The 26,693-nt window shown below is 64.2% G+C and carries 20 protein-coding genes; 6 read left to right on the top strand and 14 right to left on the bottom strand.

The window, feature by feature from the left end; all coding sequences use genetic code 11:
- Positions 1–65: 65 nt before the first annotated feature.
- The 5 genes from tsf (at position 66) to KA354_10680 (ending at position 6,924) form a co-directional block, all read left to right on the top strand.
- Positions 66–896, top strand: coding sequence for a translation elongation factor Ts (tsf, locus tag KA354_10700; protein MBP7935104.1), 831 nt, complete (start codon positions 66–68; stop codon positions 894–896).
- Positions 897–945: 49 nt separating this feature from the next.
- Positions 946–1,674, top strand: a complete 729-nt coding sequence (locus tag KA354_10695) for a UMP kinase (protein ID MBP7935103.1) — start codon at positions 946–948, stop codon at positions 1,672–1,674.
- A 221-nt stretch (positions 1,675–1,895) separates the two neighbouring features.
- The gene (locus KA354_10690) at positions 1,896–4,574 is read left to right on the top strand and encodes a hypothetical protein (protein ID MBP7935102.1); all 2,679 of its coding nucleotides are present in this window, start codon (positions 1,896–1,898) and stop codon (positions 4,572–4,574) included.
- Positions 4,575–4,582: 8 nt separating this feature from the next.
- On the top strand, positions 4,583–5,638 hold the full coding sequence (locus KA354_10685) for a uroporphyrinogen-III decarboxylase-like protein (protein MBP7935101.1): 1,056 nt from the start codon (positions 4,583–4,585) through the stop codon (positions 5,636–5,638).
- Positions 5,635–6,924, top strand: coding sequence for a hypothetical protein (locus KA354_10680; GenBank protein ID MBP7935100.1), 1,290 nt, complete (start codon positions 5,635–5,637; stop codon positions 6,922–6,924). Before KA354_10685 ends, KA354_10680 begins: the two co-directional genes overlap by 4 nt.
- Positions 6,925–6,960: 36 nt before the next feature.
- Here the strand turns inward: KA354_10680 and hydF are convergent, their stop codons facing one another.
- The 12 genes from hydF to KA354_10620 form a co-directional block, all read right to left on the bottom strand.
- Positions 6,961–8,199 carry a [FeFe] hydrogenase H-cluster maturation GTPase HydF gene (gene hydF, locus KA354_10675; GenBank protein MBP7935099.1) on the bottom strand — a complete coding sequence of 413 codons (1,239 nt, stop codon included), beginning with the start codon at positions 8,197–8,199 and terminating at the stop codon, positions 6,961–6,963.
- Positions 8,200–8,365: 166 nt separating this feature from the next.
- Positions 8,366–9,778 (bottom strand): aspartate ammonia-lyase, encoded by a 1,413-nt coding sequence (locus tag KA354_10670; GenBank protein ID MBP7935098.1) that lies wholly within the window; start codon positions 9,776–9,778, stop codon positions 8,366–8,368.
- A gap of 82 nt (positions 9,779–9,860) precedes the next feature.
- Positions 9,861–11,285, bottom strand: coding sequence for a [FeFe] hydrogenase H-cluster radical SAM maturase HydG (gene hydG, locus KA354_10665; GenBank protein ID MBP7935097.1), 1,425 nt, complete (start codon positions 11,283–11,285; stop codon positions 9,861–9,863).
- 20 nt (positions 11,286–11,305) lie between these two features.
- On the bottom strand, positions 11,306–12,379 hold the full coding sequence (gene hydE, locus KA354_10660; protein MBP7935096.1) for a [FeFe] hydrogenase H-cluster radical SAM maturase HydE: 1,074 nt from the start codon (positions 12,377–12,379) through the stop codon (positions 11,306–11,308).
- Positions 12,333–13,514, bottom strand: coding sequence for a response regulator (locus tag KA354_10655; protein MBP7935095.1), 1,182 nt, complete (start codon positions 13,512–13,514; stop codon positions 12,333–12,335). Before KA354_10655 ends, hydE begins: the two co-directional genes overlap by 47 nt.
- Positions 13,515–13,521: 7 nt before the next feature.
- Entirely contained in the window at positions 13,522–13,908 is a 387-nt protein-coding gene (locus KA354_10650) for a response regulator (protein MBP7935094.1), read from the bottom strand.
- Between the two features lie 47 nt (positions 13,909–13,955).
- Entirely contained in the window at positions 13,956–15,944 is a 1,989-nt protein-coding gene (locus tag KA354_10645; protein MBP7935093.1) for a 4Fe-4S binding protein, read from the bottom strand.
- Positions 15,945–15,972: 28 nt separating this feature from the next.
- Positions 15,973–17,694, bottom strand: coding sequence for a [FeFe] hydrogenase, group A (locus KA354_10640; GenBank protein MBP7935092.1), 1,722 nt, complete (start codon positions 17,692–17,694; stop codon positions 15,973–15,975).
- 15 nt (positions 17,695–17,709) lie between these two features.
- Positions 17,710–19,524, bottom strand: coding sequence for an NADH-quinone oxidoreductase subunit NuoF (locus KA354_10635; protein ID MBP7935091.1), 1,815 nt, complete (start codon positions 19,522–19,524; stop codon positions 17,710–17,712).
- Between the two features lie 178 nt (positions 19,525–19,702).
- A complete protein-coding gene (gene nuoE / locus KA354_10630; GenBank protein ID MBP7935090.1) occupies positions 19,703–20,179 on the bottom strand; it encodes an NADH-quinone oxidoreductase subunit NuoE in 477 nt (158 codons plus the stop codon).
- Positions 20,176–20,844, bottom strand: a complete 669-nt coding sequence (locus KA354_10625; protein MBP7935089.1) for a redox-sensing transcriptional repressor Rex — start codon at positions 20,842–20,844, stop codon at positions 20,176–20,178. Before KA354_10625 ends, nuoE begins: the two co-directional genes overlap by 4 nt.
- 209 nt (positions 20,845–21,053) lie before the next feature.
- Complete coding sequence (locus KA354_10620) at positions 21,054–21,647, bottom strand: sigma-70 family RNA polymerase sigma factor (protein MBP7935088.1); 594 nt, start codon at positions 21,645–21,647, stop codon at positions 21,054–21,056.
- A gap of 124 nt (positions 21,648–21,771) precedes the next feature.
- Between KA354_10620 and KA354_10615 the strand changes: the two genes are divergently transcribed.
- Entirely contained in the window at positions 21,772–21,999 is a 228-nt protein-coding gene (locus KA354_10615; GenBank protein ID MBP7935087.1) for a hypothetical protein, read from the top strand.
- Positions 22,000–22,096: 97 nt separating this feature from the next.
- Here the strand turns inward: KA354_10615 and KA354_10610 are convergent, their stop codons facing one another.
- On the bottom strand, positions 22,097–25,372 hold the full coding sequence (locus tag KA354_10610) for a discoidin domain-containing protein (protein MBP7935086.1): 3,276 nt from the start codon (positions 25,370–25,372) through the stop codon (positions 22,097–22,099).
- 79 nt (positions 25,373–25,451) lie between these two features.
- Positions 25,452–26,381 carry a DMT family transporter gene (locus KA354_10605; protein MBP7935085.1) on the bottom strand — a complete coding sequence of 310 codons (930 nt, stop codon included), beginning with the start codon at positions 26,379–26,381 and terminating at the stop codon, positions 25,452–25,454.
- Positions 26,382–26,693: the final 312 nt, after the last annotated feature.

Here is a 26,693-nt window from a genome sequence, read left to right as displayed (position 1 = left end):
AATCGGCATTGACGGGTTGTTTGAGACCTAACACCTGAAGACCCAAGCAGGAGCAACGACAGACAATGGCTGAGATTACTGCGGAAATGGTGAGGCAGCTTCGCGAGCGTAGCGGGCTTCCGATGATGGACTGCAAGAAGGCTCTGGCTCAGACCCACGGTGACGCGGAAGCTGCCTACGAACTGCTCCGCAAGAGCGGGGCCGCTGCCGCCGAGAAGAAGGCCGGCCGTGAGACCGGCGAAGGCCGTGTCGGCGTGTTCATTGACAAGGCCAAGGGGGTTGCCGCTCTGGCCGTGATGCGTTGCGAGACCGCACCGGTAGCCAACAATCCCGACTTCAAGGAGTTGGCCGCCAAGGTTGCCAAGCACGTGGCCCTCACGGGCTGCACGGATGTTGACGCCCTGCTCACCCAGAAGCATGTGGATGGTGGGCCGACGATCCAGGACATGCTCCACGATCTGCTCAACCGCATTCGCGAGAACATGAAGGTTGCCCGAGTCGTTCGGCACACCGGGCGGGTCGCGGCCTACGTGCACCATGACGGCAAGCTGGGCGTTTTGCTGGTGGTGGAGGGTGAAGGCGGCGACGACGCGTTGCTCAACGACGTGTGTATGCACATTGCCGCCATGAGTCCGATGGCGACCAATCGCCAGGAAATTCCCAAGGATGTGGTTGCCAAGGAGGAGGAGATCGCCCGCGAGCAGGTGCGAGCCTCGGGTAAGCCTGAGAACATGCTCGACAAGATCCTGGTCGGCAAGATGAACCGCTGGTTTGGCGACCACGTTCTGACCGAGCAGGCTTTTGTCAAGGACGACAAGAAGACGGTGGGCCAGGTGCTCAAAGCTGCCGGTCTGACCGCCAAGACCTTCGCCCGCATTTCGGTCGGCGGCGCGTAATACGCCCGCCGCTTGTTGGCAGGATGATCCAGGGCCACGGGAGGAAGCGATGATGGCACAGGGGCAGTGCGCCTATCGGCGAGCGGTACTCAAGATCAGCGGAGAGGGGCTGGCCGGTCCCGAAGGCTTCGGAATCGGGCCACAGGCCTTGCAGCACGTGGTGGAGGAGGTTGGTGGTGTTCACGCCCTCGGTTTGCAGATTGCGATTGTCGTCGGAGGGGGGAACATTCTGCGCGGTGGCACCTTCTCCAGGACATGCCACATTGCGGAGGCGACCGCGCATCACATGGGCATGCTGGCCACGGTGATCAACGCCCTGGCCCTTCAGGAGGCGCTGGAGCATCTCGGGATCCAGGCCCGGGTCTTGTCGGCCGTCCCGGTGCACTCGGTCTGCGAGCCGTTCATCCGTCGGCGATGCATCCGGCACCTGGAGAAGGGCCGGGTGGCGGTGCTGGCCGGCGGCACCGGCCGGCCGTTCGTGACCACCGATACGGCCGCGGCCCTCGCCGCCGCCGAGATCAATGCTGAAGCCGTCTTCAAGGCCACGCAGGTGGACGGCGTCTACACCGCCGATCCGAAGAAGGACCCCGCCGCGCGGTTCTGTTCCGAGCTCACTTATGACCAGGTCATCAACGGTCGCCTCGCGGTCATGGATCTCAGTGCGGTCGACATGTGCCAGCGAAACGGCACGCGGATCGTGGTGTTCAACCTACACAAGGCCGGCAACATGAAGCGGATCGTCCAGGGCGAGAAGATCGGGACGGTGATTGGGCGATAGGACCGCCCTGCGAGGGAGGGCCGGGACGGGCAGAGGATCTCGTCCGGATGATCCGGCCGTTCGACCGGTCTGAGCCGTTCGAGAACGGGACTGGAGAGAGACGAGCGGTCCAGGGTCCATCTTGCCGGAGTTGCCGGATCGAAACTGTGCCCGAGCAGCCCGGCCCCCGAGAAGACAGTCGCGTGCATCAAATCGCCAGCCGAGTACCCGAGGAGGCTGCCATGACCCGCTGCCATATAGAAGTTTTAGCTAGTTTCATATGTTTTTCAACACTTTATGGGGTTTCTGCCACCCGGGCTGCCGACCGGTTCGATGGCAGGTTCTACCGCGGAGCCGGTGACGTCGAGTATCTTCAGCTTCTGGACATTGCCCGGCGGATGTTCGAGCCCGACGCCGAGTTTCAGAACCTCCCCATGCTGTACACGCCGGCCTGGAACGGGCTGGTCGAGGGGCCGACCTGGGGCGCGTGGTGGATTCAGAACAGCTACGGCACGACCTACGGTGCCTTACCGTTCTACGGGGAGCCGTTGCTGACATTCCTGACCCATTCGCACGATCTCTGGTTCGACCAGATGGGCGACGGCAAGACCGTGCGCAAGTTCGGGCGGTTCGATTTCGTTCCTCCTGACGGCTGCCTGTGTGATGCCGCCAGCCCGGGCTGGTTCGTGGCCAAGCAAGGTGACTGCCGGGTGGAACTTCACGACTGGGCGATGGAGTTCACTGCGGCGGGCGTGCTGATGCAGGCGGAACTGCTGCTGATCAGTCGCGACGAGGCCGCGATCGCCCACTACCTGCCCAAGCTGGAGCGGTGTGTCAGCTTCATTGAGACGCGTCGCGATCCGAAGAACAACCTCTTCCTGGCCGGGCCGGCGGGCAACCTGTTGGCTCCCAGTTACGCCGGCTGGAAGCGACCGGACGGCACCTACGACATGGCCTACCTGACCGGCCTGTCGATCACTCACATCGCTGCTCTGGACCGGCTCATCGAGGTTGAGAAACTGGCCGGCCGGGCCGACAAGGCCGCGCTCTACGAGGAAAAGCGGAACTTGGCCGGCAAGGGACTGGCCCTGCTGACCACCGAGGAAGGCTACTTCATCAAGTCGCTGGACCCGGATGGCGTCAGGCATGGCGTCTACGGGGCCAAGCAGTATGGTTACTTCGAAGCCTCGCCCAACCACGATGCCATCGCGTTCCGGGTGGTCGACGACGCCCAGGCCGAGCGGATCTACAACAGAATCGCGTCGATCCCCGACCTGCGTCCGCACGCGTTCATCATCGCCAATGCTCCCGGGCTGGACGACATCTACGACCAGCCAACGGGTTTGTGGGAGTACGGCACGTGGGTCAACGGCGGGCACTGGTCGACCTGTGAAGGCCGGATGATGATGGCCTACTACCGCCTGGGCAAGTACGAGGATGCCCGTCGCTCGATGCGGCAACTGCTGACTTTCGCCCGCAAGTTCCGGATGGACAATCCGCTGGTCAAGTTCGGCAGCGATGTCTACCAGCCGGGGGAGCTGATCAACCTGTGCTATGACACGTTCGCGCCGGCCGCCGGGCTGGTACGCGGACTGTTCGAGTACCTCTATGCCGCGGACAAGCTCACGCTCCTTCCGCACATCCCGCCGGGGATCACCGAACTCGAACAGCGATTCCCGATCCGGTTCGGCAGCAAGCGGCTGTTCCTCAGTACCCGAGGACGTGGACCGGTCACCGCCGTTCGGATCAACGGGCAAGAGTGGAAGGACTTCGATGCTCGAGCCGTCCGGTTGCCCTACGCTCACACACCGGACACGGCTCACATTCAGATCGCGCTGGGCGGTGCCGAACTGGCTCCGGTGGCCGAGACCGCGAGAAGCCAGCCTGTGCCGGTGGTGTCGCTTCCTCACGAAGCGTTCTGGTCGAGCGAGTGGGCAACCCGCGCATCCCGACCCAATACCCTGCCGTTGCGGATCGGTGCCGACAGCAACGGAGCCAGCCGGTTCCTGGGCGGCATCGCTCGTCCGCTGGTCTTCGGTCGAGCCTTGTCGGCCGATGAGATTGCCCGCTTAGCCAAGGACGATGGCGGGCTTGCGGCGGATGTGGCCCTGGTTGGCGCCTGGCGTTGGGATCAGGCCAAGGACAAGGCGTTTGACCACGTTCAGCTGGCCGACCTGCCCGCGAGAATCAGCGGCGAGGTGGAGATCGTTGACAGCCCTCACGGCCAGGCCATCCACTTGACCGGCCGGGGGTGGGTGGAGGTTGCCGACCACGCTCGGTTGGCGTTGACCCAGGCCTACACGCTGGCCGCCTGGGTAGCGCCCAAGGCCCTGCCGGGCAGCGGTGGACGAATCCTCGACAAGTCCACGGTGGGCACGTCGGACAACTTTCTGCTGGACACCCACCCCGGCAACTCGCTGCGGCTGATCACCCGTCAGGGCAGCGTGGGTTTTGACGCCAAGTTGCCCCCCGACCAATGGTCGCACGTTGCAGCCACTTTCGAGGCGGCCGGCGAGTTGCGGCTGTACCTCGACGGCAAGTGCGTGGCTTCTGCCGTTGCGGGAGCTCCGTCGGACATGCCCGGTTCGATCGCGGCCCTGCGGCCGCTGCTGGCACGGCTGGCCCGGTTCCGCGAGGCGATGGCCGAGGTGGGTCTGGGCGCGTCTTACGAGGCTGAACACGCCCGGTTGGCGATCGAGATGCTGGCCACGATTGCGAAACGGCAGGAACTGCTGGCCGAGGGGGAGCTCGCCCACCTGCCGGAGCCTCCGCGGGCAGCCGCAGCCGACAAGAGCTACGTGGACGCACTGGCAAGGCTTTGCACCGGGCTGGAGAAGACTTTAGACTCCTATGCCGAGGCCCGGGAACCCTGCAAACGGCGGGCGTACGACGTCTGGGCCGGGACCACGACCAAGAAGTAGGCGCGACCATGCCGATGACGCCCCGCGAGCGATGGCTGGCCCTGCTGGCCGGTGGCGAGAGTGACCGGATCGTAACCGACTACTGGGCAACGGACGAGTTCCACACCCGATTCAAGAGAGAACTCGACTGTCCTGACGACGAGAGTCTGTGGCAGGAATTGGCGATTGACCGGCCGTGCAATGTCTGCCCAGAACCTCGAAGCCGCCACCATCCTGACGACCCGCAAGCCGACGACTGGGGGATCCGGCGCCGGAGAGTGGATTATGGCACCGGTATCTACGATGAGGCGGTGTACCACCCGCTGGCTCGAGCCCAGACCGTGGGCGAGGTTCACGCTTTTCGCTGGCCGCGACCGGAGGATCTCGACTATTCCCCGATTACCCGGGCGATCGACGAGAATGCCGGACGGCGGGTGGTGATGGCCTGGCACTATGAGCCCTTCCTGCTCTATGGTCAACTTCGTGGCCTGGAGCAGGCCTTCATGGACCTGGTGCTCAATCCGGATGTGGCCGAGGCGATCCTGGGTCGCCTTTTCGAGTTTTACTATGAGCGGAACCGGCGGATGCTGGAGATCGGCCGCGGACGAATCGACTTGTTCGTTCTGGCCGAGGATCTGGGAAGCCAGACTGGGCCGCTCATCAGCCTGGATCACTACCGCCGTTTTCTGCTTCCCAATCAGGTCAGAATGGCCAACCTGGCCCGCTCCTTCGGCTGCCACATCTTCTACCACACCGATGGGGCATCGCGCCCCTTTCTGTCGGATCTGATCGACAAGGTCGGAATCGAGATTCTCAATCCGATTCAATGGCGATGTCCGGGCATGGAGCGGGAAGGGCTGGTCCGGGATTTCGGGAAAGCGGTCGTTTTCCACGGGGCGATGGACAACCAGTACACCCTACCTTTCGGCACGGTGGCCGAGGTGGCCGCCGAGGTCAGGGAGAACCGGGCCATTTTCGGTAGAGGCCGATGGATCTGCGCCCCGTGTCACAACATCCAGAGCATTTCGCCGACCGTCAACATCGTCACGCTGTTCAGGACTGCCCAGGAGGAATCGAACCGATGAGTACACAGGCTTCTCGAGTTCTCCGTCACATGGTGGTGTTTGGCCTGGCGTGCCCGGGTCCGGCCCTGCTGGCCAAGGAGGCCATGCTCGCGCCCGAGCAGTTTGCCCTCCTGGCCTGGAACCGGAGTTCCGGGGATCGCGCCACTTTCGAGGAGATGCGTGAATGCGGCTTCAACCTGGCGGGTTTTGTGCAACCCGACCAGTTGGACGAGGTGGCGGCGGCTGGACTCAAGGCCATCGTTCACGATTCGGGCGTGCCCGTGGTGCTTGACGCCACGCTGACCGAGGCCGACGTGAAGAAGCGAGCCGGCGAACTGGCGGACAAGGTGGCCGCTCATCCGGCCGTGTTCGGCTTCTATTTGGCGGACGAGCCGAACGCCAGGAGTTTTGCCGCGCTGGCCCGGTGGGCGGCGGCGTTCAACGCGATCTCACCGGGCAAGATCAGTTATGTGAATCTGTTCCCGACCTACGCCAATGCCGACCAATTGGGCGTCGGCAGCTACGTCCGATACCTGGAGACCTTCATCAACACGGTGAAGCTGCCTTACATCAGCTACGACCACTATGCACTGATGGAAGACGGCTCACTGCGCGATGGCTACTTCCAGAATCTCGAGATTGTGCGCGAGGCGGCCCTGCGGCACAAGATACCCTTCTGGAACGTCGTCATGTCCACCGGCTGTCTGGACTTCGCGGAACCCTCCGACGCGGGCCTGCGCTTCCAGGCCTACACGACGCTGGCCTACGGCGGCCGGGGAATCAGCTGGTTCACCTACTTCTCCGCGCCGGTCGGCAACTTCCGCCTTGCCCCCATTGACCATTTCGGTCAGAAGACCGCCACCTGGTCCATGCTCCGGAGGGTCAACATGGAGGTTCACCGGCTGGGACCGACGTACCTCGCCCTGAAGCACGTCAACGTCTTTCATCACCCGGACGTGCCCAAGGAGTGCAGGGGCATCGACACGGCGGTTCATCTTGGCGGGCTTTCCGGCGGGTCGTTCGTGGTGGGGGAGTTTGTCGGCCCGGAGGATCGGCCGTACGTGCTGGTGGTCAACAAGAGCCTCAAGCGCTCGGTGTGTTTCTCGCTCAAGTTCAAGGCCGGCGGGGCGATCACGCAGATCAACGCCCAGACCGGTCAGCCGCAGCCGTTCGCGGGGGAGCAAGGATGGCTGGCACCGGGGCAAGGCATGCTGCTCACCATCAGGTCGGCGGCGACGTCGCGACCCGCGGTAACCGGCGCGGGCGCGAAAGCGGACGGTGCGACGGCGCCCCGAACGGTCAAGTGAGAGGATCTGCACTCCTCCAGGGATCGTCTCTTGATTCTAGCGGCGTGCAGAACGGTACTGGCGGAACACGTCCATGGCCGCCGGGAACATGTTCAGGGCGCGCTCGAAGATACCCAGCGAATAGGCGATGGCCATGCCGTAATTGGTGACCGGCACCTGGGCTTCGCGGCATCGCAGGATGCGGGTCAGGACTTCGCGGCGGTTGGTCATGCAGGCGCCGCAATGGACGACCAAGCGGTAGGAAGCGAGGTCAGCGGGGAAGTCGTGACCCTGCACATGGGTGATCTCGAGTTTGCCGCCCACGTACTGGGTGAGCCAGCGGGGAATCTTGACCCGGCCGATGTCCTCGCCGATCGGGTGGTGTGAGCAGGATTCGGCGATCAGCACCCGGTCGCCGGGTCGAAGCTGCTCGATGGCCAGTGCCCCGCGGGTGAACTCGGCCAGGTCGCCCTTGTAGCGAGCGAACAGAATGGAGAACGAGGTGAGCGGGACGGTGTTCGGTGTATCCGCGGCCACCTTGAGGAATGCCTGGGAATCGGTGACCACGAGGGCCGGCGGGCGGTTCAGGCGCCCGAGGGCATCGCGTAGTTCGCGTTCCTTGACCACCATGCAACAGGCGTCGTTGTCCAATGTGTCCCGGATGCTCTGGACCTGGGGCAGGATGAGCCGGCCCTTGGGGGCCTCCATATCGATGGGCACGACCAGCACGACCAGTTCTCCGGCCGGTACCAGGTCGCCCAGAATCGAAGGGGTATTGATGAACTCCTCGGGCGCGGCGTTGATCAGGGCCTGGCGGAGATCGAGGACGCCGTTGCCCTTGGCCGCGGCTGTCCGGACAAACGGAACCCGCCGGGTCTGGAGTGCGTCCAGCACGCTCGCTTGGGGCTCGGCCCGATCGACCTTGTTGAAGACGACGAGGGCGGGCACCGATCTGCCGGCCAACTCGTTTAGGATCACCTCCTCGAATTCGCCCCATACGCCGGATTCGCACACGATGATGCCGACGTCGGTGCGGTCGAACACCTCCCGGGTCCGCCGGATGCGCATCTCGCCCAGCGCGCCGACGTCGTCGATCCCGGCCGTGTCGATGAACAGGACGGGGCCGACGGGCAGCAGTTCCATCGGTTTTTCCACAGGGTCGGTGGTGGTGCCGGCCACCTCCGAGACGATGGACACGTACTGCCGGGTGAGGGCGTTGAGCAGCGACGATTTGCCGACATTTCGTCGGCCGAACAAGCCGATGTGAAGACGGATGCCTTTAGGGGTATTGGTCATGGAAGAGGACTTTCAGCATTGAGCGATCAACATTCAGCGGTCAGCAGTCAGCATTGACAGATCAGTAGTCGGCGGTCAGGATTCAGTGAGTATCTATTAATTCCTGGTACCAGCCTTAAACCCAATAGTGGCGGGCTAGGGAGTGTCGCGGCGCCCGTCATCCCGATCACGATTTCTCCGGTTTACGTGGTGAGCCCAACCGGGTCACGGCCTCGGCCGACAACAGCTCATCGTACTCCTCGGCGGTGAGCAAGCCGCGTTCGAGGACGATCTGGCGAATGGTCTTGCCGTCCTTTCCGGTGGCCGCCGCGAGTTCCGATGCGGCCTCGTAACCGAGTCGTTCCACCAGAGCGGTTGCGCTGGCCGTCGTGCCCTCGACATGTCTTCGACAGCGCTGTTCGTCGGCCTCCAGTCCATCGATGCAGTGCCAGCGAAAGGTACTGCAGGCTCTGGCCATCAGCGAGAGGCTACCCAGCAGAGCGTCGGCGATCAACGGCAGGAACGCATTGAGTTCCAAGTTGCCCATCGAGCATGCCTGAGTGATGGTCTGATCGTTGGCCATGACCACGATCGCGGCCTGCGAGACGGCCTCGGGGATGACCGGGTTGACCTTGCTGGGCATGATGGAGGAGCCTGCCTGGCGGGGAGGCAGTCGAAGCTCGCCCAGCCCCGCTTCCGGGCCGGACGACAGGAGTCGCAGATCCGTTGCCACCTTGAGCAGGTTGCTGGCATGGGCCTTGAGAATGCCGCTGACCTCGACGAAGGCGTCGGTGTTCTGCGTGGCCTCGATCAGGTTCTCCGCGCGAGCGAGGCCGAGGCCGGTGATCTCGCGAAGGTGCTCCACCGCCCGGAAGATGTACTGCCGGGGGGCCGAGAGCCCGGTACCGATGGCCGTGCCGCCCAGATTGACCACGCGAAGTCGTTCTTCGCACTTGTAGATCCGCCAGCGGTCGCGGGCGAAGGCCTCGGCGTAGGCGGACATCTCCCGGCCCAAGGTGGTCAGCACTGCGTCCTGAAGTTGCGTTCGCCCCACTTTCACGATATGAGCAAACTGCTTCTCTTTGCACTGAAATGCCTCCATCAGCCCGACCACCTCGCGTTCCAGCAGGCGAAGCTCCCTGATGGCGGCCACCTTGAGGGCGGTCGGGAAGGTATCGTTGGTCGACTGGTGGAGGTTGAGGTCGTCGAGCGGGCTGACGGTGCGGTAATCGCCCAGCGGCCGGTGGAGCAGTTGCAGGGCCCGGTTGGCCAGGACCTCGTTGACGTTCATGTTAGTCGAGGTGCCGGCGCCGCCCTGCAGGGCATCGACCACGATGTGTTCGTCGAGTCGGCCCTCGGTCATTTCGGCACATGCCGCCGCGATGGCCGCGGCCTTGGGGGCATCCCACCGGCCGAGTTCCTGGTTGGCCCGGACACAGGCCAGCTTGACCGCCCCGTAGGCGTGAATTAGCGGCGGGCGAATTGGCCGGCGTGTCAGCGGGAAGTTCTCGAGGGCCCGCTCGGTGTGGATGCCATGCAGGGCGTTTGCGGGCACGTCGCGAGGGCCCAGGAGGTCGTGCTCGGTGCGATACGACGTCATACGTCATCCACGGTCGAACCCGGGTCACACCGGCGAAGCGCCGGTGGCACATCCCGCGGTGTGGACAGCGCGGCCACCCGCGCTAGAAGTAAAGATCGCGTTCGTCGCTCTTGCCGATCCGGCCGATGGCTTCCATCAGCTGCTTCTTCACCTTGCCTTCGGGCATCTTCGCGATCTCGGCGGCGACCGCCTTCTCGCCGGCGGCCCTGGTCTCCGGGGTGGCGTAGTCCACCAGGAACTCCATCAGCGTGGTCAGGGCGTTCGGGGTGCAGAAGCGCTGGATGAAGCCCGGGATGGCGAATTCCATGAAGTGCTCGCCGGTTCGGCCCAGGCGATAGCACGAGGTGCAGAAGCTGGGGAGGTAGCCGTCGAGCAGCAGCTCACGCATGACTTGGTCCAGCGGCCGGATGTCGCCGAGCTCGAATTGCTCGCGTTCCATGCACTGGGTATCGCCCGCCTCGGTATAGCCTCCGAGCTCGATCCGCGATCCGGCGTCGATCTGCGACACGCCGAATCCCAGGGCCTCCTGGCGAAAAGCCGGTGATTCGCGGGCGGTCAGGATCATTCCGGTGTAAGGCACGGACAGGCGCAGGATGGCGATCGCCCGTTTGAAGTCATGGTCGCTGACCAGCCAGGGTGAATCCAGGGCGACGCCGGCGGCCGGGCGGAGACGAGGGAAGCTGATGGTATGCGGCCCGACGCTGTAGGTGTGCTGCAGATGAAGCGCATGAGTGACCAGGCCCATCACTTCGAACCGCCAGTCGTACAGGCCGAACAGGGCCCCGATTCCGACGTCATCGATCCCCGCTTCCATCGCCCGGCTGAGCCCATCGAGGCGGTAGAGGTAGTCGCCCTTGCGGGTCGAGGCCGGATGCAGGCGGGCGTATGTCCCGTGGTGATAGGTCTCCTGGAAGATCTGGTAGGTGCCGATCCCCGAGTTCTTGATGGTGCGAAAACCGGGCACGTCCATCGGGGCGGCGTTGATGTTGACCCGGCGTATCTCGCCGTGGCCCACGCGGATCTCATAGACCAGCCGGACGCACTCGGCGATGAAATCGGCGTTGTAGCGGGGGTGTTCGCCGAAGACCAGAATGAGCCGCTTGTGTCCCTTTCGTTCCAGGGCCTCGACCTGGGCGCGGATCTCGGAGTGATCCAGTGATCGCCGAACGACCTCGCGGTTGGATCGTTTGAATGCACAGTAAGCGCAGTCGTTCACGCAGTCGTTGCCGATGTACAGGGGGGCAAAGAGCACGATGCGGTTGCCGTACACATCGCGTTTGAGTTGCCGTGCGGTCTCGAAGATCTGCTCGGTCAGTTCCGGGTCAGAGGCGTTCAGCAAGACCGCGGTTTCGTCGACGGTCAAGGGCTGTTTGGACAGGCTCTTGGCGATCAGCTCGCGGACGTGCACCGGATCTGGACGACGGGTGTCCAACAGGTAGTGTAGGGTGTCATCGTTGATGAAATCGGTTGCCCGATCGCTCAACGTCATTTCGGCCATCGCGCGCATAGCGCCGTCCTCCGTTTGGATCAGCCCGGATCGGCCGGGGTGGACCGATGCCGGTGACTCGCGGAATCCCCTCGTCCCGAGCCGACCTCCCGGCCGATCGCCGCGATGCGATGGGAGAGGCAATGATGGCAATCCTCGGCTCGTTCCTGGATGCAGGCTTTGGACGGATAGATCTCGTAAAGCCGCCTATATTCTAGGGGGGTGAGATTGGGCATGACCACATTGGCCCCGCGTTGTAGGCCAAGCTCGCGGCCCTCTTCGCTGTTGACGGTGGCCAGTGCGGTGGTGCTTGGAATGTTCGCTTTTGGGCATACCAGGCGAGCGAGGGCAACGACCTTGTAGGTCATCTCCTCGCTGTTGGGAACCTGTTCGCCCGGGGGGGCCGCCAGTCGGTCGCCGAACTGCCCCAGCGGTGTCGCCGGATGGGGCAGGTAAGGTCCGACACCGATCATGTCCAATCGCAGCTGCCGGAACAGCTCGATGTCGTTGGCCAGATCGTCGTAGGTTTGGCCGGGAATGCCGATCATGACCCCGCTGCCGACTTCATAGCTCAACTCCCGCAACTGGTGCAAGATGGCGATGCGGTCGGAGTGCTGGCCGGGCAGCGAGGGGTGGATCTTGTCGAACAGTTCCTGGTTGGAGGTCTCGAAACGCAGCAGATAGCGGTCGGCCCCCGCCTCTCGCCAGCAGGCCAGATCGTCTCTGCTTCGTTCGCCGAGGCTGAGTGTCACTGCCAGGGGGGTCTCACGCTTGATGCGGTGGACGACCGAGGCCATCCACCGGGTGGAGGTCTCTTCGTCCTCCCCGGATTGCAGGACCAGCGTCCCGTAACCGAAGCGAACGGCCTGATGGGCGCTGGCGAGGATGCCGTCCGCAGTCATGCGATACCGGGCGATGACTTCGTTTCCCAGACGCAGGCCGCAATAGCCGCAGGAACGAACGCAGTGGTTCGAGAACTCGACCAGCCCACGGAGGTGGACCTGATCCCCGACGTTGTCGCGGCGTACCTGGTCGGCCTGTTGCCACAGTTGGGCGAGCCGCCGGAGGTCATCCTCCCGCAGCCACCGCAGGATGTGTTGTCGTGTGATTGCCATCGGTTGGTATCGCGGACTGCCGGCTGAGCCGGATGGTGAAAGTGCTGCCGACGTCGGGGGTACTGGCCACCGTGGCCGCACCCCCGTACAGCATCGCTAGCTTCTTCACGATCGACAGCCCCAGGCCGCTGCCGAGAACGTTCTTGGTCTTGCGGTTCTTGATGCGGACGAAGTCGTTGAAGAGCTTGCCCGCCTCCTCCTCGGTCATGCCGATGCCCGTATCGGATACGGTGAGGATCTCGAAGTCGCCCTCCTGGGCAAGGGTAACGTCCACTCGTCCGCCGTCCCGGTTGTACTTCACCGCGTTGGAGACCAGGTTGTTGAGAATAATCTCGATCTCGCCGCGGTCGGCGGACATGATCTGCGTCCCTTCGACATGCAGTTCGATGGTGATCCCCCGGGCCGCGGCGTCCGGGCGGAGTGTCTCGATCGAGGTGCGAGCCACCTGGGCCAGATCGACCTCGACCAGTTCGCGCCTCTTCTGGCCGGACTCGATTCGGGTCAGGTCGAGCAGGTCGTAGATCAGTTTCTTCATTGCCTCGGAGCGCACCAAGCACCGCTGGATCATTCGATCGATCGCGCCCGGGTCGCTTCGGAACTTCGGGTCTCCCAGGATTTTCAGGTAGCCCTCGATTGCCCCCAGGGGTGCCTTCAGCTCGTGGGCCAGCACGGAGATGAACTGGAAGCGGACCTGGCGTTTCTCGCGGGCGAGGGTTCGGGCCTGCCGCTGGGCCATCAGGTGGCTGGCGACCTTGCGAATCGTATCCTTCAACTCGGTCGGAGTGAACGGCTTGGCGATGAAATCGAACGCCCCGCGCTTGGTTGCGGTCACCGCGGTCTCGAGGGAAGCGTAGGCAGTGACCATGACGGTGAGCATGTCGCGCTCCTGGTGGGCGAGTGCGTCCAGCACGTCGAGTCCGGTCATGCCGCCCATCTTGAAATCCAGGAGCAGGATGTCCGGGGGGCTCTGGGTGATCTTCTCCAGGGCCTCCTCGCCGCTGGCGGCCTGTTGCACGACGAAGCCGACCTCACCATCGACCTCGGGAAGCCGCACCCTGTACGCGGACAAGGCGCGTTCAACCGCTCGGCGCATCTCGCGCTCGTCATCCGTTACCAGGAGTTTCAGGTTTTCCATGGCCGGCTCACTTGTGGAGTAGTCGATCAATTTCGCGTTGCAGCTGCTCGAAGCGGATGGGTTTGTCCAGCACCGCGTCGGCCTTGATCCAGGATCGCTCTTCCTGGGTCGAGGCGTCGAAATCGATGCCGGTCTCGCTGGCCACCGCGGTCACCAGGATGACCGGAATGGACGCGTCCGCTTTCTTGATGGCATGGCAGAGCCGGAAGCCGTCGTCGAAGTTCTCCATCATCAGATCGACGACCGCCAGATCCGGTTTCCGCTTGCCGATCAGCTCGCGAGCGGCGTCGACCGTCTCGGCGGTCGTCACCTCGAACCCGGCGGCCTCGAGCTGGGCCTGGGTCTGGGCGAGGTAATCGATGTCATCATCCACCACAAGAATCTTCGTTGCCATCGTCGCATTCCTCGGGCACCGGTTCGCGGGGATCCGGTGCCGTCACTCTAGCCTCTGGCCGCCTGTCGAGGCAGCACCACGGTGAAAGTCGTCCCCGTCGGCCCTTTGGCCGGCTGATCGTTCGATTCCAGGCTGATCTGGCCGCGGTGCATCTTCACGATGCCGTAGGTTACCGCCAGACCCAGTCCGGTGCCCTTGCCCACGCCCTTCGTGGTGAAGAACGGGTCGAAGATCTTGGCTCGGTTCTCCGGGCTGATGCCGACGCCGGCGTCGGCCACCTTGAGCTGGATGTTTTTCTCGTCGCCGCCGGTCTGGATGGTGAGTGTACCCCCCTCGGGCATGGCCGCCTGGGCATTGCTGACCAGATTGGTCAGGATCTGGGCGATCTGGTCCCGATCCACGTCGGCGTTTTCTTCCTCGTGCTCGTGTTCGACCCGCAGGGTGACGTTCTCCGGTACCACCAGCGTTCGAACCACCCGATCGACCAGTTCATGAAGGTCGGTCGGAGCAAGCGTCACCTTGTTCTGGCGGGCGAAGTGCAGTAGGCCGGAGACGATCTTCTTGCAGCGGTCGGCGTTTTCCACGATCGTCTGCAGGTCTTCGCGGCTCTTGCCGTCCTTGCCGATCTCTTCCAGAAGCAGGTGGGCGAACATGATCACCACACCCAGGGGGTTATTGAGCTCGTGGGCGATGCCCGCGGCCAGCTGCCCCATGCTCGCCAGTTTCTCCGAGTGGGTGAGGGCTTCGCGAGCGCTGGCCAGCTCCTGGTGCGAGATGGCCAGCTTGTCCACCACTCTCCGCAGGCGGTCGATGGTGTAGGGCAGACACATCTCGCTTTCGGCGAGGCCCTTGTGGATCGCCACCGCGTGCTCGCGACAGGTTTCATACCCGCAGGCCCCGCAGTTCAGTTCGTCTTCCGGGCGGCGCTTGCCGATCCGCTCCAGGATCGCCTGGAGCTCCACCAGCGAGGGTGACGCCACCCGCTGGTCGTTCAGCTGGTAGACGCGGCTCAAGTCCAGGTTGGCGAACCGGGCCAGCTCGGCCTTCGCCGCCCCCGGATCGAGCGTCTTCAATCGGTGCCGCACGTAGTGGCTCACGCACGACCGACGATTGAACAGCGGTAACTGGCTGCTCATCCCGGCGCCCATGATGCAGCCCTTGCAGCACAGTACCTCGAGCAGCCGGGCGTCCAGATCCCCCGCCTCGAACTCCTTGATCGCGTCCACAAAGCCGTCCCGGCCGTCCGCCGAAACCACTTCTCCGACGGCCAGATCCTCGCTCATGCCGGCGGCCTGGAGCATGCCCCGGCTGATCGCGAACAGGGCTCCGGTCCCCGCGTGAGGCGGATCAAACTCCGATCCGTTCACCGACAGCGGGCTGACCCCGTGCAGGCGGAGCATCGCCCGCAGTTCCACGAAGGTCAGGACGGCATCGACCTCGCCCTCGACCTCCTGCGTCCCGGCCTCGCCCTTCTTGGCGATGCACGGCCCGATAAACACCACCTTCAGCTCGGACCCGTGCAGGTGCCGGAGCGCCCGGGCGGTGGCGATCATCGGCGAGACGATCGGGGCCAATGATCCCACCAGGTTGGGATGGTAGCGCTCCACGTAGCCCACGATCGCCGGGCAACTCGTGGCAATGTACCGCCGGCTGTGGTCTTCCTCAAAGAGCCGCCGGTAGCGATCGGCCACCAGGTCTGCGCCGAAGGCCGTCTCTACGACCAGTTGGAAGCCAAGCGACCGGAGCATGCCGACCAGCCGGCGGTATTCGATGTCGTCGAACTCCGCGGGGAAGCTCGGAGCCAGGCAGGCGGCCACCTTCGCCCCGCTCGCCAGCAGAACGTCGACGGCCGGGATGCTGGTCTGCACCTGCTTGGCATTCTGGCTGCACACCCGTACACAGTTGCCGCACCCGATACACCGTTCGTGGAGCACTTCCGCCTGGCCCTCGCTGATTCGAATGGCCTTGGCGGGACATTCGCGCACGCACGTGTAGCAGACGCGACAGTGCTCCCGAATGGTGGTGACGAGCGGAATGTCATCCGTGTGCCGCAACCCGTTGTCCTCAGGCTACCACCTCGCGTTTGTGATAGTGGGTGTGCAGCAGGTGATGGCTTTTTTCACCCAGCGGCGCGCCCAGATACTCCTTGTAGAGCCGTTTGATGGACTCGTTGGCGTGCGAAGTCCTGATCGGCTCGTTTCGATCGATATTGTACAGTGCCTGCATCCGGGCTCGAACCGCGTCGGTGTCGGTGCTGGTCGGCTGGCCGCCGCCCGCGATGCAGCCGCCGGGGCAGGTCATGACCTCGATGAAGTGCAGATCACGACGGCCGTCGCGGATTTCGTTCAGCAGCCGAGCCGCGTTGCCCAGGCCGCTGACCACCGCGACGCCGATGTCCATGCCATCGACATTGACACGGGCCTCCTTGGTGCCCTTCAAGCCGCGCACCGCCTGGACCTTCAGATCAGCCATTTCCTTGCCGGTGATGAGATGGTACGCCGTACGGATGGCCGCCTCCATCACGCCGCCGGTCGCTCCAAAGAGCTTGCCGGCCGTGCTCCGCTCGCCGAACGGCGTATCCGCCGGCTCAGGTGCCAAGGACTCGAGGTCGATGCCGCGCATGCGGATCATGCGGGCCAGTTCGCGGGTGGTGAGAACCGCGTCGACGTCCGCGATCTCATCCCGGCCCATCTCGGGACGCCGGGCCTCGAACTTCTTGGCCGTGCACGGCATGATCGAGACGCTGAAGATCTTCTTCGGATCGATCCCTTCCCGCTGGGCGAAGAAGGATTTGATGACCGCACCCATCATCTGCTGCGGACTCTTGCAGGTCGAGACGTTCTCGAGTAAGTCCGGGTAGGTCTGCTCGACGAATTTGATCCAGCCGGGTGAGCAGCTGGTCAGCATGGGAAGCTTGCCCCCGTTCTTCACCCGATGCACCAGCTCAGAGGCCTCCTCCATGATGGTCAGGTCGGCGCTGAACGAGGTGTCGAACACCCGTTTGAAGCCGAGCTGCCGGAGAGCGGTGACCATCGCTCCGCAAATGTCCGTGCCGGGCTTCACGCCGAACTCCTCGGCCAGCGAGACCGAGACCGACGGAGCATGCTGGACGACGACGAACATGTTCGGGTCCTTGAGGGCCTCGGTGACCTCCTTGATGCTGCTCTGCTCGCGGAGCGCGCCGGTCGGGCAGATCATGATGCATTGCCCGCAGTTGATGCAGCTCGAGATATTGAGCCCTTGCTCGAACGCCGTGCCGACCCGGGTCTTGCTGCCCCGCCCGACGAAGTCGATGGCCGAGACGGCCTGGACCTCTTCGCAGACCCGCACGCACTTGCCGCACAGGATGCACTTCTCCGGATCGCGGACAATGGAGGGGCTGGACAGGTCGACGTTGGCCTGGCCCCGCTGGCCCTGGTAGCGCCGGTCTCGGACGCCCAGTTCGGCGGCCAGGTCCTGGAGCTGGCAGTTGTTGTTTCGCACACAGTAGAGGCAGTCGTCGGGATGGTTGGCCAGAAGCAGCTCGACGATCGTCTTCCGGGCTCGAACCGCCCGGGGCGAGTGCGTCTGGACCTTCATTCCTTCGACCACCGGGGTCGCGCAGCTGGGTTGCAGGTTGGGCCGGCCTTCGACCTCCACGTCGCACATCCGGCAGGCGCCGCTGGGCGGCAACCCGTCAATATGGCACAGGGTCGGCACCTTGATCCCGGCCCGGCGCAGGGTGGCCAGCAGCATTTCACCAGGTTCGGCCTGGACCTTCTTGTTATTGACTTCGATCGTAATCACCGAATGATCCTCGCCTTACTCCGTCTTGACGGCCTCGAAACGGCAGACATCCTCGCAGGTGCCGCAACCGATACACTTGTCTGGAACGATGTAGTGGGGGCTCTTGGGGGCGCCCATGATGGCCTCGGCCGGGCACTTCTTGGCGCACAGCCCGCAACCCCGGCACAGCTCGGCGTCGATGCGGTAGAGCAGGAGCTCGCGGCAGGCTCCGGCCGGGCAATTGCGTTCGTAGACGTGGGCATCATATTCGTCCCGGAACCACCTCAGCGTGCTCAGCACCGGGTTTGGAGCCGACTGGCCCAGGCCGCACAGGCTCGTGTCCTTGATGACTTCGGCGAGGCGGGTCAGGTACATCACGCTCTTGAATCGTTCGAGGGCCTGGATCTTGGTTTCGTTGCGGCGGGCGCGCGAGATGCTCTGCAGGATCTCGAGCATCCGGCGGGTGCCCTCGCGGCAGGGCACGCACTTGCCGCAGCTCTCGCGCTGGATGAAGTCCATAAAGAACTTGGCGATGTCGACCATGCAGGTTTCTTCATCCATGATGACCAGACCTCCGGAGCCCATCATCGCTCCGAGGGCCTTGAGCGACTCGTAGTCGATCTCAACGTCGACCTGTGAGGCGGGAATGCACCCCCCGGACGGTCCACCCATCTGGGCTGCCTTGTAGGCCTTGCCGTTCGGGATGCCGCCACCAATGTCGAACACGATCTTGCGGACGGTGGTGCCCATCGCCACTTCGATCAGGCCGGTGCGGTTGACCTTGCCCGACAGGGCGAAGACTTTCGTGCCCTTGCTCTTCGAGGTGCCCACCGCGGCGAACTTCTCCCATCCGCCGCTCAGCAGGCTGGGTAGGTTCGCCAGCGTCTCGACGTTGTTGATCACCGTGGGCTTGCCGAACAGGCCCTTGACCGCCGGGAAGGGCGGACGCGGTCGTGGCATGCCCCGCTTGCCTTCGATGCTGTGAATGAGAGCGGTTTCCTCGCCGCACACGAATGCCCCGGCACCCTGCTTGATGATAACCTTCAGACTGAAGCCGCTGCCCAGGATGTCGTCCCCGAGCAGGCCGTACTTCTTGGCCTGCTCGATGGCCTGGACGAGCCGCTGAATGGCCAGGGGGTACTCGGCCCGGATGTACACATACGCCTTGTTCGCTCCGATCGCGTAGGCGGCGATGGCCATGCCCTCGAGCACGCGGTGCGGATCGCCCTCGATCACCGCCCGGTCCATGAACGCCCCAGGGTCGCCCTCGTCCGCGTTGCACACCAGGTACTTTTGATCGCCCTGGGTCTTCAGGGCGAACTTCCACTTCGTGCCGGTGGGGAATCCGCCGCCGCCACGTCCGCGAAGCCCGCTTTTCTCCACCGCCTCGCACACCTCTTCGCGGGTCATCGTGCCGACGACCTGGGCGAACGCCCGGTAGCCGCCGCGGGCGAGGTACTCATCGATCGAGTTGGGATCGATCATGCCGCAGTTGGCCAGCACCCAACGCATCTGCGGGGCAAAGAAAGGGTGCTCGTCGATGAAGGGTACGTCTGCCCAGGGCTTCTGTTGCTCAGAACGGAACTGCCCCAGCGACAGGTCTGCGGGCGCGCGGCCGGCGAACACCGAATCCAGCAGGCCGACCACCTTGTCCTCGCTGATCTTCTGGAAGGACACCCGCGTTCGGCCGGGCAACTGCACGTCCAGCAGCGGTTCGGCGGAGCAGTAGCCGATGCATCCCACCTCGACGATGTCGGCCTCGAGCTTGTGATCGGCCAGGTACTGCTTCACCGCGGCCAGCGTCTTGGCGGCGCCGGCGCCCAGGCCGCAGGTCCCCGCCCCGATGTACATGACCGGCCGGGCGATCGCCTCGCGCCGCAGCTGGGCCAGCCGCTCGCCGCTGAACAACGCACTCTTCTTGCCGTTGCCACTGCCAGGGGGCTGGGTCAGAAAGGCGGCCAGGCCCGGCTGACCGCCGGCCTCCTGCGCGCCAGCATGGCAACCACACGATCCACCCGCACACGTAGGCTCAGCCATTGTCTGTCGCCTTTCTGCGATACGAACTCACGATTTTGGTCGCACCCTCCGGCGTGACGCCGGCGTGAAACTCGCCATTGACGCAAATGACCGGCGCCAGCCCGCAGGCACCCACGCAGGCCACGACTTCGAGGCTGAACATCCCGTCCTTCGTTGTCTGGCCGGGTTCCACCTTGAGGGACTGCTTGATCGCGTCCAGCACCTTGGCCGAGCCCTTCACGTGACAGGCCGTGCCTCGGCACACCTGGATATGGAACTTGCCGCGCGGCTGGAACCGGAACTGGTTGTAGAACGTCGCCACGCCGTAGACCTTGCTGACCGGCAGAGTCAAGTGTCGACCGATCTGTTCCATCGTCTCGCGCGAGAGATACCCGTGACGATCTTGCACCGCCTGCAGGATCGGGATCAGGGCATCGCGCCCGGCATCGCCGAACTCGGCCAAAATGGGTTCAATGTCCGCCTGGATCATCTGACAACTTCCTTGTCCAAAGAACCTTGCCGTGCGAAGAAAGCCACCCTTTCCAACAGCACGGTGATGTCCACGTTTTCTACGTACACGTATTCGGGCACGCGCAGGTGGGTTGGGGCGAAATTCAAGATCCCGCGCACCCCGCCGCGCACCAACTGCAGAGCCGCGTGTTGCGCCGCGTCCCCCGGGACCGCAATAACGCCTACTTCGGCCCCCAGCTGGCGCACACGATCTTCCATGTCATCGACCGGATAGCACCGGCATCCCTGAATAACCCGGTTGACCTTTCCAGGATCGGCGTCGAAGGCTCCGGTAATCGCCAGATGGGGACCGCGTCCGCTAAAGTAGGCCAGCAACGCCTGTCCCACATGTCCGACACCAACCAGCACAACCGATTGCCACTGGGGCGCGTCCAAGTAGTGGCCGATCTTCTCCACCAATCGCGAGACGTCGTAGCCCCGCGACGGGCTGCCGGAGAAGCCGATGGTCATCAGGTCACGCCGGACCTGGGCGGCGGTCACCCCGGCTTGGGCGGCCAAGTCGTGGGAGAACACGTTCTTGGCTCCGGCTTGGCCGATCCGTTCCAGCAGGCGGCGATAGACACTCAGCCTCTTGACGACCTTCCTCGTAGCGAAACCCCCTGTGGAGCGATCCACCAAGTTCATAATCCGACGTCCACCTGTGACATTCATCACGCTGTGAATCTTATCACAGCCTATAAGGAGGCATCGACCATGTCAAGGGCCCTGGTGGCCTTATTTTGCGGAATCTAGATCCGTGCTCCTTTGTCCATAAAATCAAATAAGTAATAATGTTGTGACAAGATGGGTCGATGAGAAACATGGAAAATGGGTGATTCGCCTCCCCTTCCGGTTCAGGCCCGAGCGGAGTCGAGCTCCGCCCTCAGCCAAGCCCGGGCAAAGCCCCAATCTCGCTCGATCGTCGCTCGGCTCACCGCCAGGGCTGCGGCCACCTCCTCAAGGGTCATGCCCCAGATCAACCGCATCCAGGCGACTTCTGCCTTGCGGCCATCCAGTTCGGCCAGACGATCCACGGCCGCAAAGAGAGCCTCGACGTCCAGGCCCTCGTCCTCGACCCTGGTGGCCGGACTGTGCAGCTCGGGGTCAAACGCGATTCTTAGCCCACCGCCGCCTCGCTTCAATGTTTGACGCTCTCGGACGTAGTCGAGCAGCACCCGTTTCATCATGGTGGTGAAGATGGCGAAGAAATGGCCGTCGCTGTCGAACCGGTGCCGCTGCTTGATGATTCGCAGCAGGGTCTCGTTGACGAGCTCCGTGGGCTGCCAGGTGAGGCTCGGGGCGGTGGGGCCAAACCAGCGGCGCAGGTGCTGCTCGGCCATGTTGCGGAGCCGATCGTAGGCCGAGACGCTGAGTTGCTCGATGGTCCGCGCTCCGCCGGCACGGATGTCGGCCAGCAACCCTCTGACTGACTCGGAGTCATCACTCATGAGCGACGCCTGCCCATCAAGAAACTGCTCCCTGAGGGAGTTCCCGGGCTTTTTACGCGTTGAGTACTGACAGGTCAAACGGCGGGTGCCGCGTGCCGAGACGACAGATCGACAGGAGCCCTCGATGGTCCCGTCACAGGTGACCAACCCGGCTTCAGGAGCGACCGATCCGCTCCGGAACGCGCTCAACGAACTGGAGCGACTCGATCCTCGGAAGGCCTGCATCGCTCGTCTGCGATTAGTGGGTAGGCTGACCACGGATCAGATTGCCGCGCTGCTCGGCGCGTCCCGGGCCTCCGTGGGGCACGACTGGTGTTTCGCCCGTGCCTGGCTGGCCCAGCATGCAGGTTGAGGCTTATTGTCGCTCGTCGATGAAGAGGCAGCTGGCTGTGAAACAGGGCTCGACATCCGGGGGAACGTGATCGGGCTTGGTGGCGAGGCGCAGGCGTTCATTCCCCGATCACGCCGAGTTCGGCAACCGAGGCATAGGTCTGGTTGTCGATGCCGGTCAGCGCTACCAGGCGCAGGAAGCGTGCCTTGACGGGCCGGGCGAAGAGAATCTGCTTCTCTTGGCTGCCTCTGCCAAACACACCCTTGGCGACGGGTTGGCCCCAATGGCCTGGATCGCTGCTCGCGAAGACCTCGAAGTCAGTGATCCAGCCGTGGTTCATGTCCTGGCGGGGCAGGCAGCGCAGGCCCCTGACGGTCAACTCGCGAGCAAGCTTGAGCTGGATTTCGTGGGGATAGCCGGGCGCGTCGCCGCTCCAGGCGGTGTGCCAGATCGTATCCGGGTCGCCGTCGACAGCCTTGGCGCCCTCGTAGCCGGGCTCGTGACAATCCACCTTGATCACCTCGATGGCCACGCGATCGATCAGTCTCTGGATCGCCGCGGCCTCGACCGAGACTTGGGGAGCGAAGCGGTCGCTGGCCATATACGTCAGCAGGCTGTGCCGCATCTGGCGGGCGACCGGCCGGCGGTCCAGATCCTTGGTCAAATCGATTCCGCAGACCAGCAGTCTGCCGCCTTCGACCTTGGCTTCAAAGACGAGTCCCAGTCGGCGGTTGGTGACCCAGTCATCGATGACCTGTACGGTTGGCCGCAGTTCATCCGGCAGACCGTTCAGTACCATGATTTGGGAGTGTGTGACCATGTCCCACCACTGCCAGTTGCTGTGATACTCGGTCGGAAAGGCTGCCAGAGCGGGACTATCGGGTTTGCAGAGGATGCCCAGGGTATGCGGGGGCTGACGGCGGGTCCAGGCGGTATTCCAGAAGATACTGGTGAAGCCGGGTGGAACGACGCCGTGCCTGTCGCCGCTGACCGTTCCTGGAGCGGGCAACAGCAAGACCCTGCCGCCGGTTTTCAGTGCAGCCAGGGCGTTGGCGTTCAAATCGTCGACCACGAGAACGCCGTCGGGGGCGGCGGCATTCACGATGGGGGGGTAGACCCAGATATCCCAGTCGTTTGCGTAGGTGGTGCCGGGAAGCGAGACGGTCAGCACGCACTTGGTCGCCTTGGCGACGGCCGCCAGCGGCAGAGCGACTTCGCCAAGGACAGTGCCGTTGCCGACCGGGATGGTCCGGGCAGGCAGGGCGTTCCCACCCAGCTGTTTGCCCGCCGCGTCCGTGATCGTCCAGGCGGGGCGGGCGTTTTCAATTGGTGCGGGGCCGAAATGGGCGATCTCCAGGGCGGCGGTGAAGGTCTCATCCGCGGTCCAGATGCGTTTGGCCATGCGGGCTAGCGGCACGGTTTCGCAGCAGAAGCGGCGGTACTGTTCCGGCGTGACGTAGCCCTTGGATTCCCAGAACGGGTTGAGAACGCCGACCAGGGCGGTGCCTTGGCCCGGGAAGTCATGGAGATCCAGGAGTTGGAAACCCCCGAAGCCCGGCGTTCGCAGCGCGGACTCGATGTCCTCCTTGTAGCAGAGCGTCTGCAGCTTGCCTGAGGCCAGCAGGAAGGAGTCGGCTTGGTCGAGCAGGTGATTGGCGGCCAGCGAGTCGCGGAAGATCTGGAAGTTGAGGGCTCTGAGGACGCCGGTGTACCTGGCGGTCTCCTTGAAGTCCGGATAGACGCACCATTGGCCGATCTCATGGCTGATCACCGGCCGGTCATGTCTGGCCACGAAGGCCCGGTAGTCGGTCATGGTCTCCGGCGGTCTGGCGTTGAGGCGGCAGTTGAGCCCCTCCCCCCAGCGGTAGACGCGAGGATCGGGCGTGCTGTGGTAGTCGCTCTGCGGCAGCAGCGGCCAGCCGGCGGCGGTGGTGTACAGTCGGCGAGGATCCTGCTGCTTCCAGGAGCTGACGAGCTCTCCCAGGAATTGCCTCTGGTTCTTCCCCGACGGCTCATTGCCGTGACCCATCAGGCAGAAGGAGGGGTGATTGCCGTAAGCCTTCAGAATCCGATCGCCTTCCGTCCTGATGAACGCATCGGTCTGCGGATTCTCTCCGACCGTGGTCCAGACGCAGCACTCGATCTGGTACATGAAGCCCACCCGGTCGGCGGCGACGAAGGCGGCCTCGGGCGGGCACCAGGAGTGAAAGCGCAGGTGATTGAGGCCGTGGTCCTTGGCGATCCTGAGGATCCGCGTCCAGGAGTCGACGTCGGTCGGCGGGTACCCGGTCAGGGGGAAGATGCAGCATTCCAGCGTGCCGCGGAGGAAGATCTTGCGTCCGTTGAGGGTGAACTGGGTTCCGTCGACACCGAGCTGTCGCAGGCCGAGATCGACGTGCTGGGTATCGGTGCCGCTCGCCGTGGTTGCCCGGGCGGTGAGGGTGTAGACGTGGGGTGCGAACTCGTCCCAGAGGAGCGCGTCCCTGCCCAGGGCGTAGTCGGTTTCCACGAGGATTCGCTGGCCGTCGCCCCTGAACGGCACCTCCTTGGCTTTTGCCCCTTGCTGGGTGCGGGGATGCGACAGAGCGGCCGTCAGGGTCACGGTGCCCTCAGTCGGTCTGCCCGTGGTGTTGGCCAGGGCGAGGACGACCCTGGCGGTCTTGGTGGTGACTTGCGGGTAGACCTGGAGGTCCTCGATGAATACAGGCGCCCTTGGCACCAGGCGGATGGCGCCGACGATGCCATTCCAGTTCGACTGGGTGTGGTCCGAAACGCTGTGGGCATTCTCGCCGACCTGGATCAGAACGGTGTTGTCTACCCGGAGGGCGAGGGTGTGTTTGCCCGGGGTGAGCCATGTGCTCAGATCGTGTTCATGAGGCGTCGCCAGGCTGTCGGCCATGCCGGCTTCCTGGCCGTCGATCCAGACGCGCGTCTGCCAGTGGCAGCGTTCCAGGGATAGGGTGATTCGTTTCCCCGCCCAGTTGGGGGGGATGATCACCTCTTTCCGATACCAAGCGGCCCCGACGTAGTGCCTGGTCGGCGAGAGCCAGAAGGGGACTCTGACCTGGCCCGGCTCGCGATATGGCGCGTACTCTGGTGCGGTGAACCAGGAACGGTCGATGATCGAGCCGGTCCACCGGGTGTCGATGGTGATGGGGTCGCCGTATCCGGCTTCGGTGGTGCTGCTGGGCAGCCTGATGCTGTCGGGCAAACTGCGGGCGAACCACCGCTCGCCGACGCCGATGTCTCTGGGATCGAGTTGAAAGGACCATGTGCCCGCCAAGTCGATGGCGGCCAAGGGGGCCTCCGCGCGGCTTGCCCCGGGGCAGGTCAGGATGATGAGGTATGCCAGGCCGAAAGCCAGTATCAGGCATCGAGAAAGGCGATCGGACATGATGGCGTCCTTTCAGTTGCGGCAAGCATGGAGACGGTGCGTAGCCGGTGGCTGTAGTGTAGCCGGGATCGCGCTCAGATCAACGCAGGGCAATCAGGGCCACGCCAACCGTGGCCAAGCCGGTTGCAGCGGTGATGCGAAGCCCGATGCGCATTCGATAGCGGATCGCCACCATCGGCAGGATGAAGAGCGGCGACATGGCCACCAGGGTGCTCACCAGCCCGGCTTCCAGGTTCTTGAGGGCGAACAAGTAGCAGAGCATGCCGCAGATGGGTCCGGTGGCGATGCCACCCGCCAGCCGGCCGAGGATGAACCGGTCGCGGAGGTACCCGAGCGTTTGACCGGACGTACCTTGGGCCAGGGGGATCACCCAGAGCAGGACCGCGGCACTGCCTACGCGGATGACGGTAGCGACGACGGCGTCCAGGGGTGGCCCGTCCTTGAAGGCGAGCCGGCCGGTGGCCGCCCCGGCTCCCACGCAGAAGGCTGCACCGACAGCCAGGGCAATGCCGGTCACGGACAACCGGCCGGGCTCACGGGATTCGTCGCCTTGGGGGGGCTTGGCCGCTGTGGCGTACGCCGTGGCAGCCAGGACCAGCACGATGCCACCCAGTGCCTGCTGGTTGAGGTGCTCGCCCAGCAGCCACCAGCCGAGCAGCACGGCTGCCACCGGGGCCAGGGTCAGAATCTGGGTGCATCGGCGGGGTCCCAGCAATACCAGGCCCTCGTAGAGCAGGGCATCGCCGATGACCATGCCGGTAATCGAGGAGAGGACCAGCCACACCATCTGCATCCCGCTTGGCCATACCCACTGCAGGCCGGCGAAGTGGGTGTAGATCGGCAGCATGCCAAGCAGCAGGAAGGCGGCGGCCAGCGATCGCAGAAGCAGGACAGGGAACGAGCCGATCTTCCGCCCGGCGCTGGCGACGCACATCGGCGAAATTGCCCAGCACAGCGCGGTGACCAGCGACAGAACCACACCTCCCGTTGATGCTGCGAGAATCGGCACTCACCCGGTTCCTGGAAAGCGGAGGATGATAGCAGGTTCGGCCGACACAAGCCATGGGCCGCGCGAGTCGATTCCGCATTCTGCCGATGGTGTCCGGCGGCCCGTGACGGGACCTGTATGAGGTGTGATTTCGATCGGGATGCGGACGTCGATCAGAGCGATTTCGGCCTGCTGCAGCGGTGTTACAGCGGTCCGGATCGGGCGCCGCCGCCGGGCTGCGCGGGTTGACGCAGGGGGCAGGTTTCGTGCCAGCCACGTCCAGCAGGGTGCCGGCGCGGGATGGTGGGGAGGAATCCTCGGCTTCGCGACTGC

Source organism: Phycisphaerae bacterium (genome assembly GCA_018003015.1).
Classification (GTDB): Bacteria; Planctomycetota; Phycisphaerae; order UBA1845; family PWPN01; genus JAGNEZ01.
This window is presented reverse-complemented; position numbering and strand designations above follow the sequence as displayed.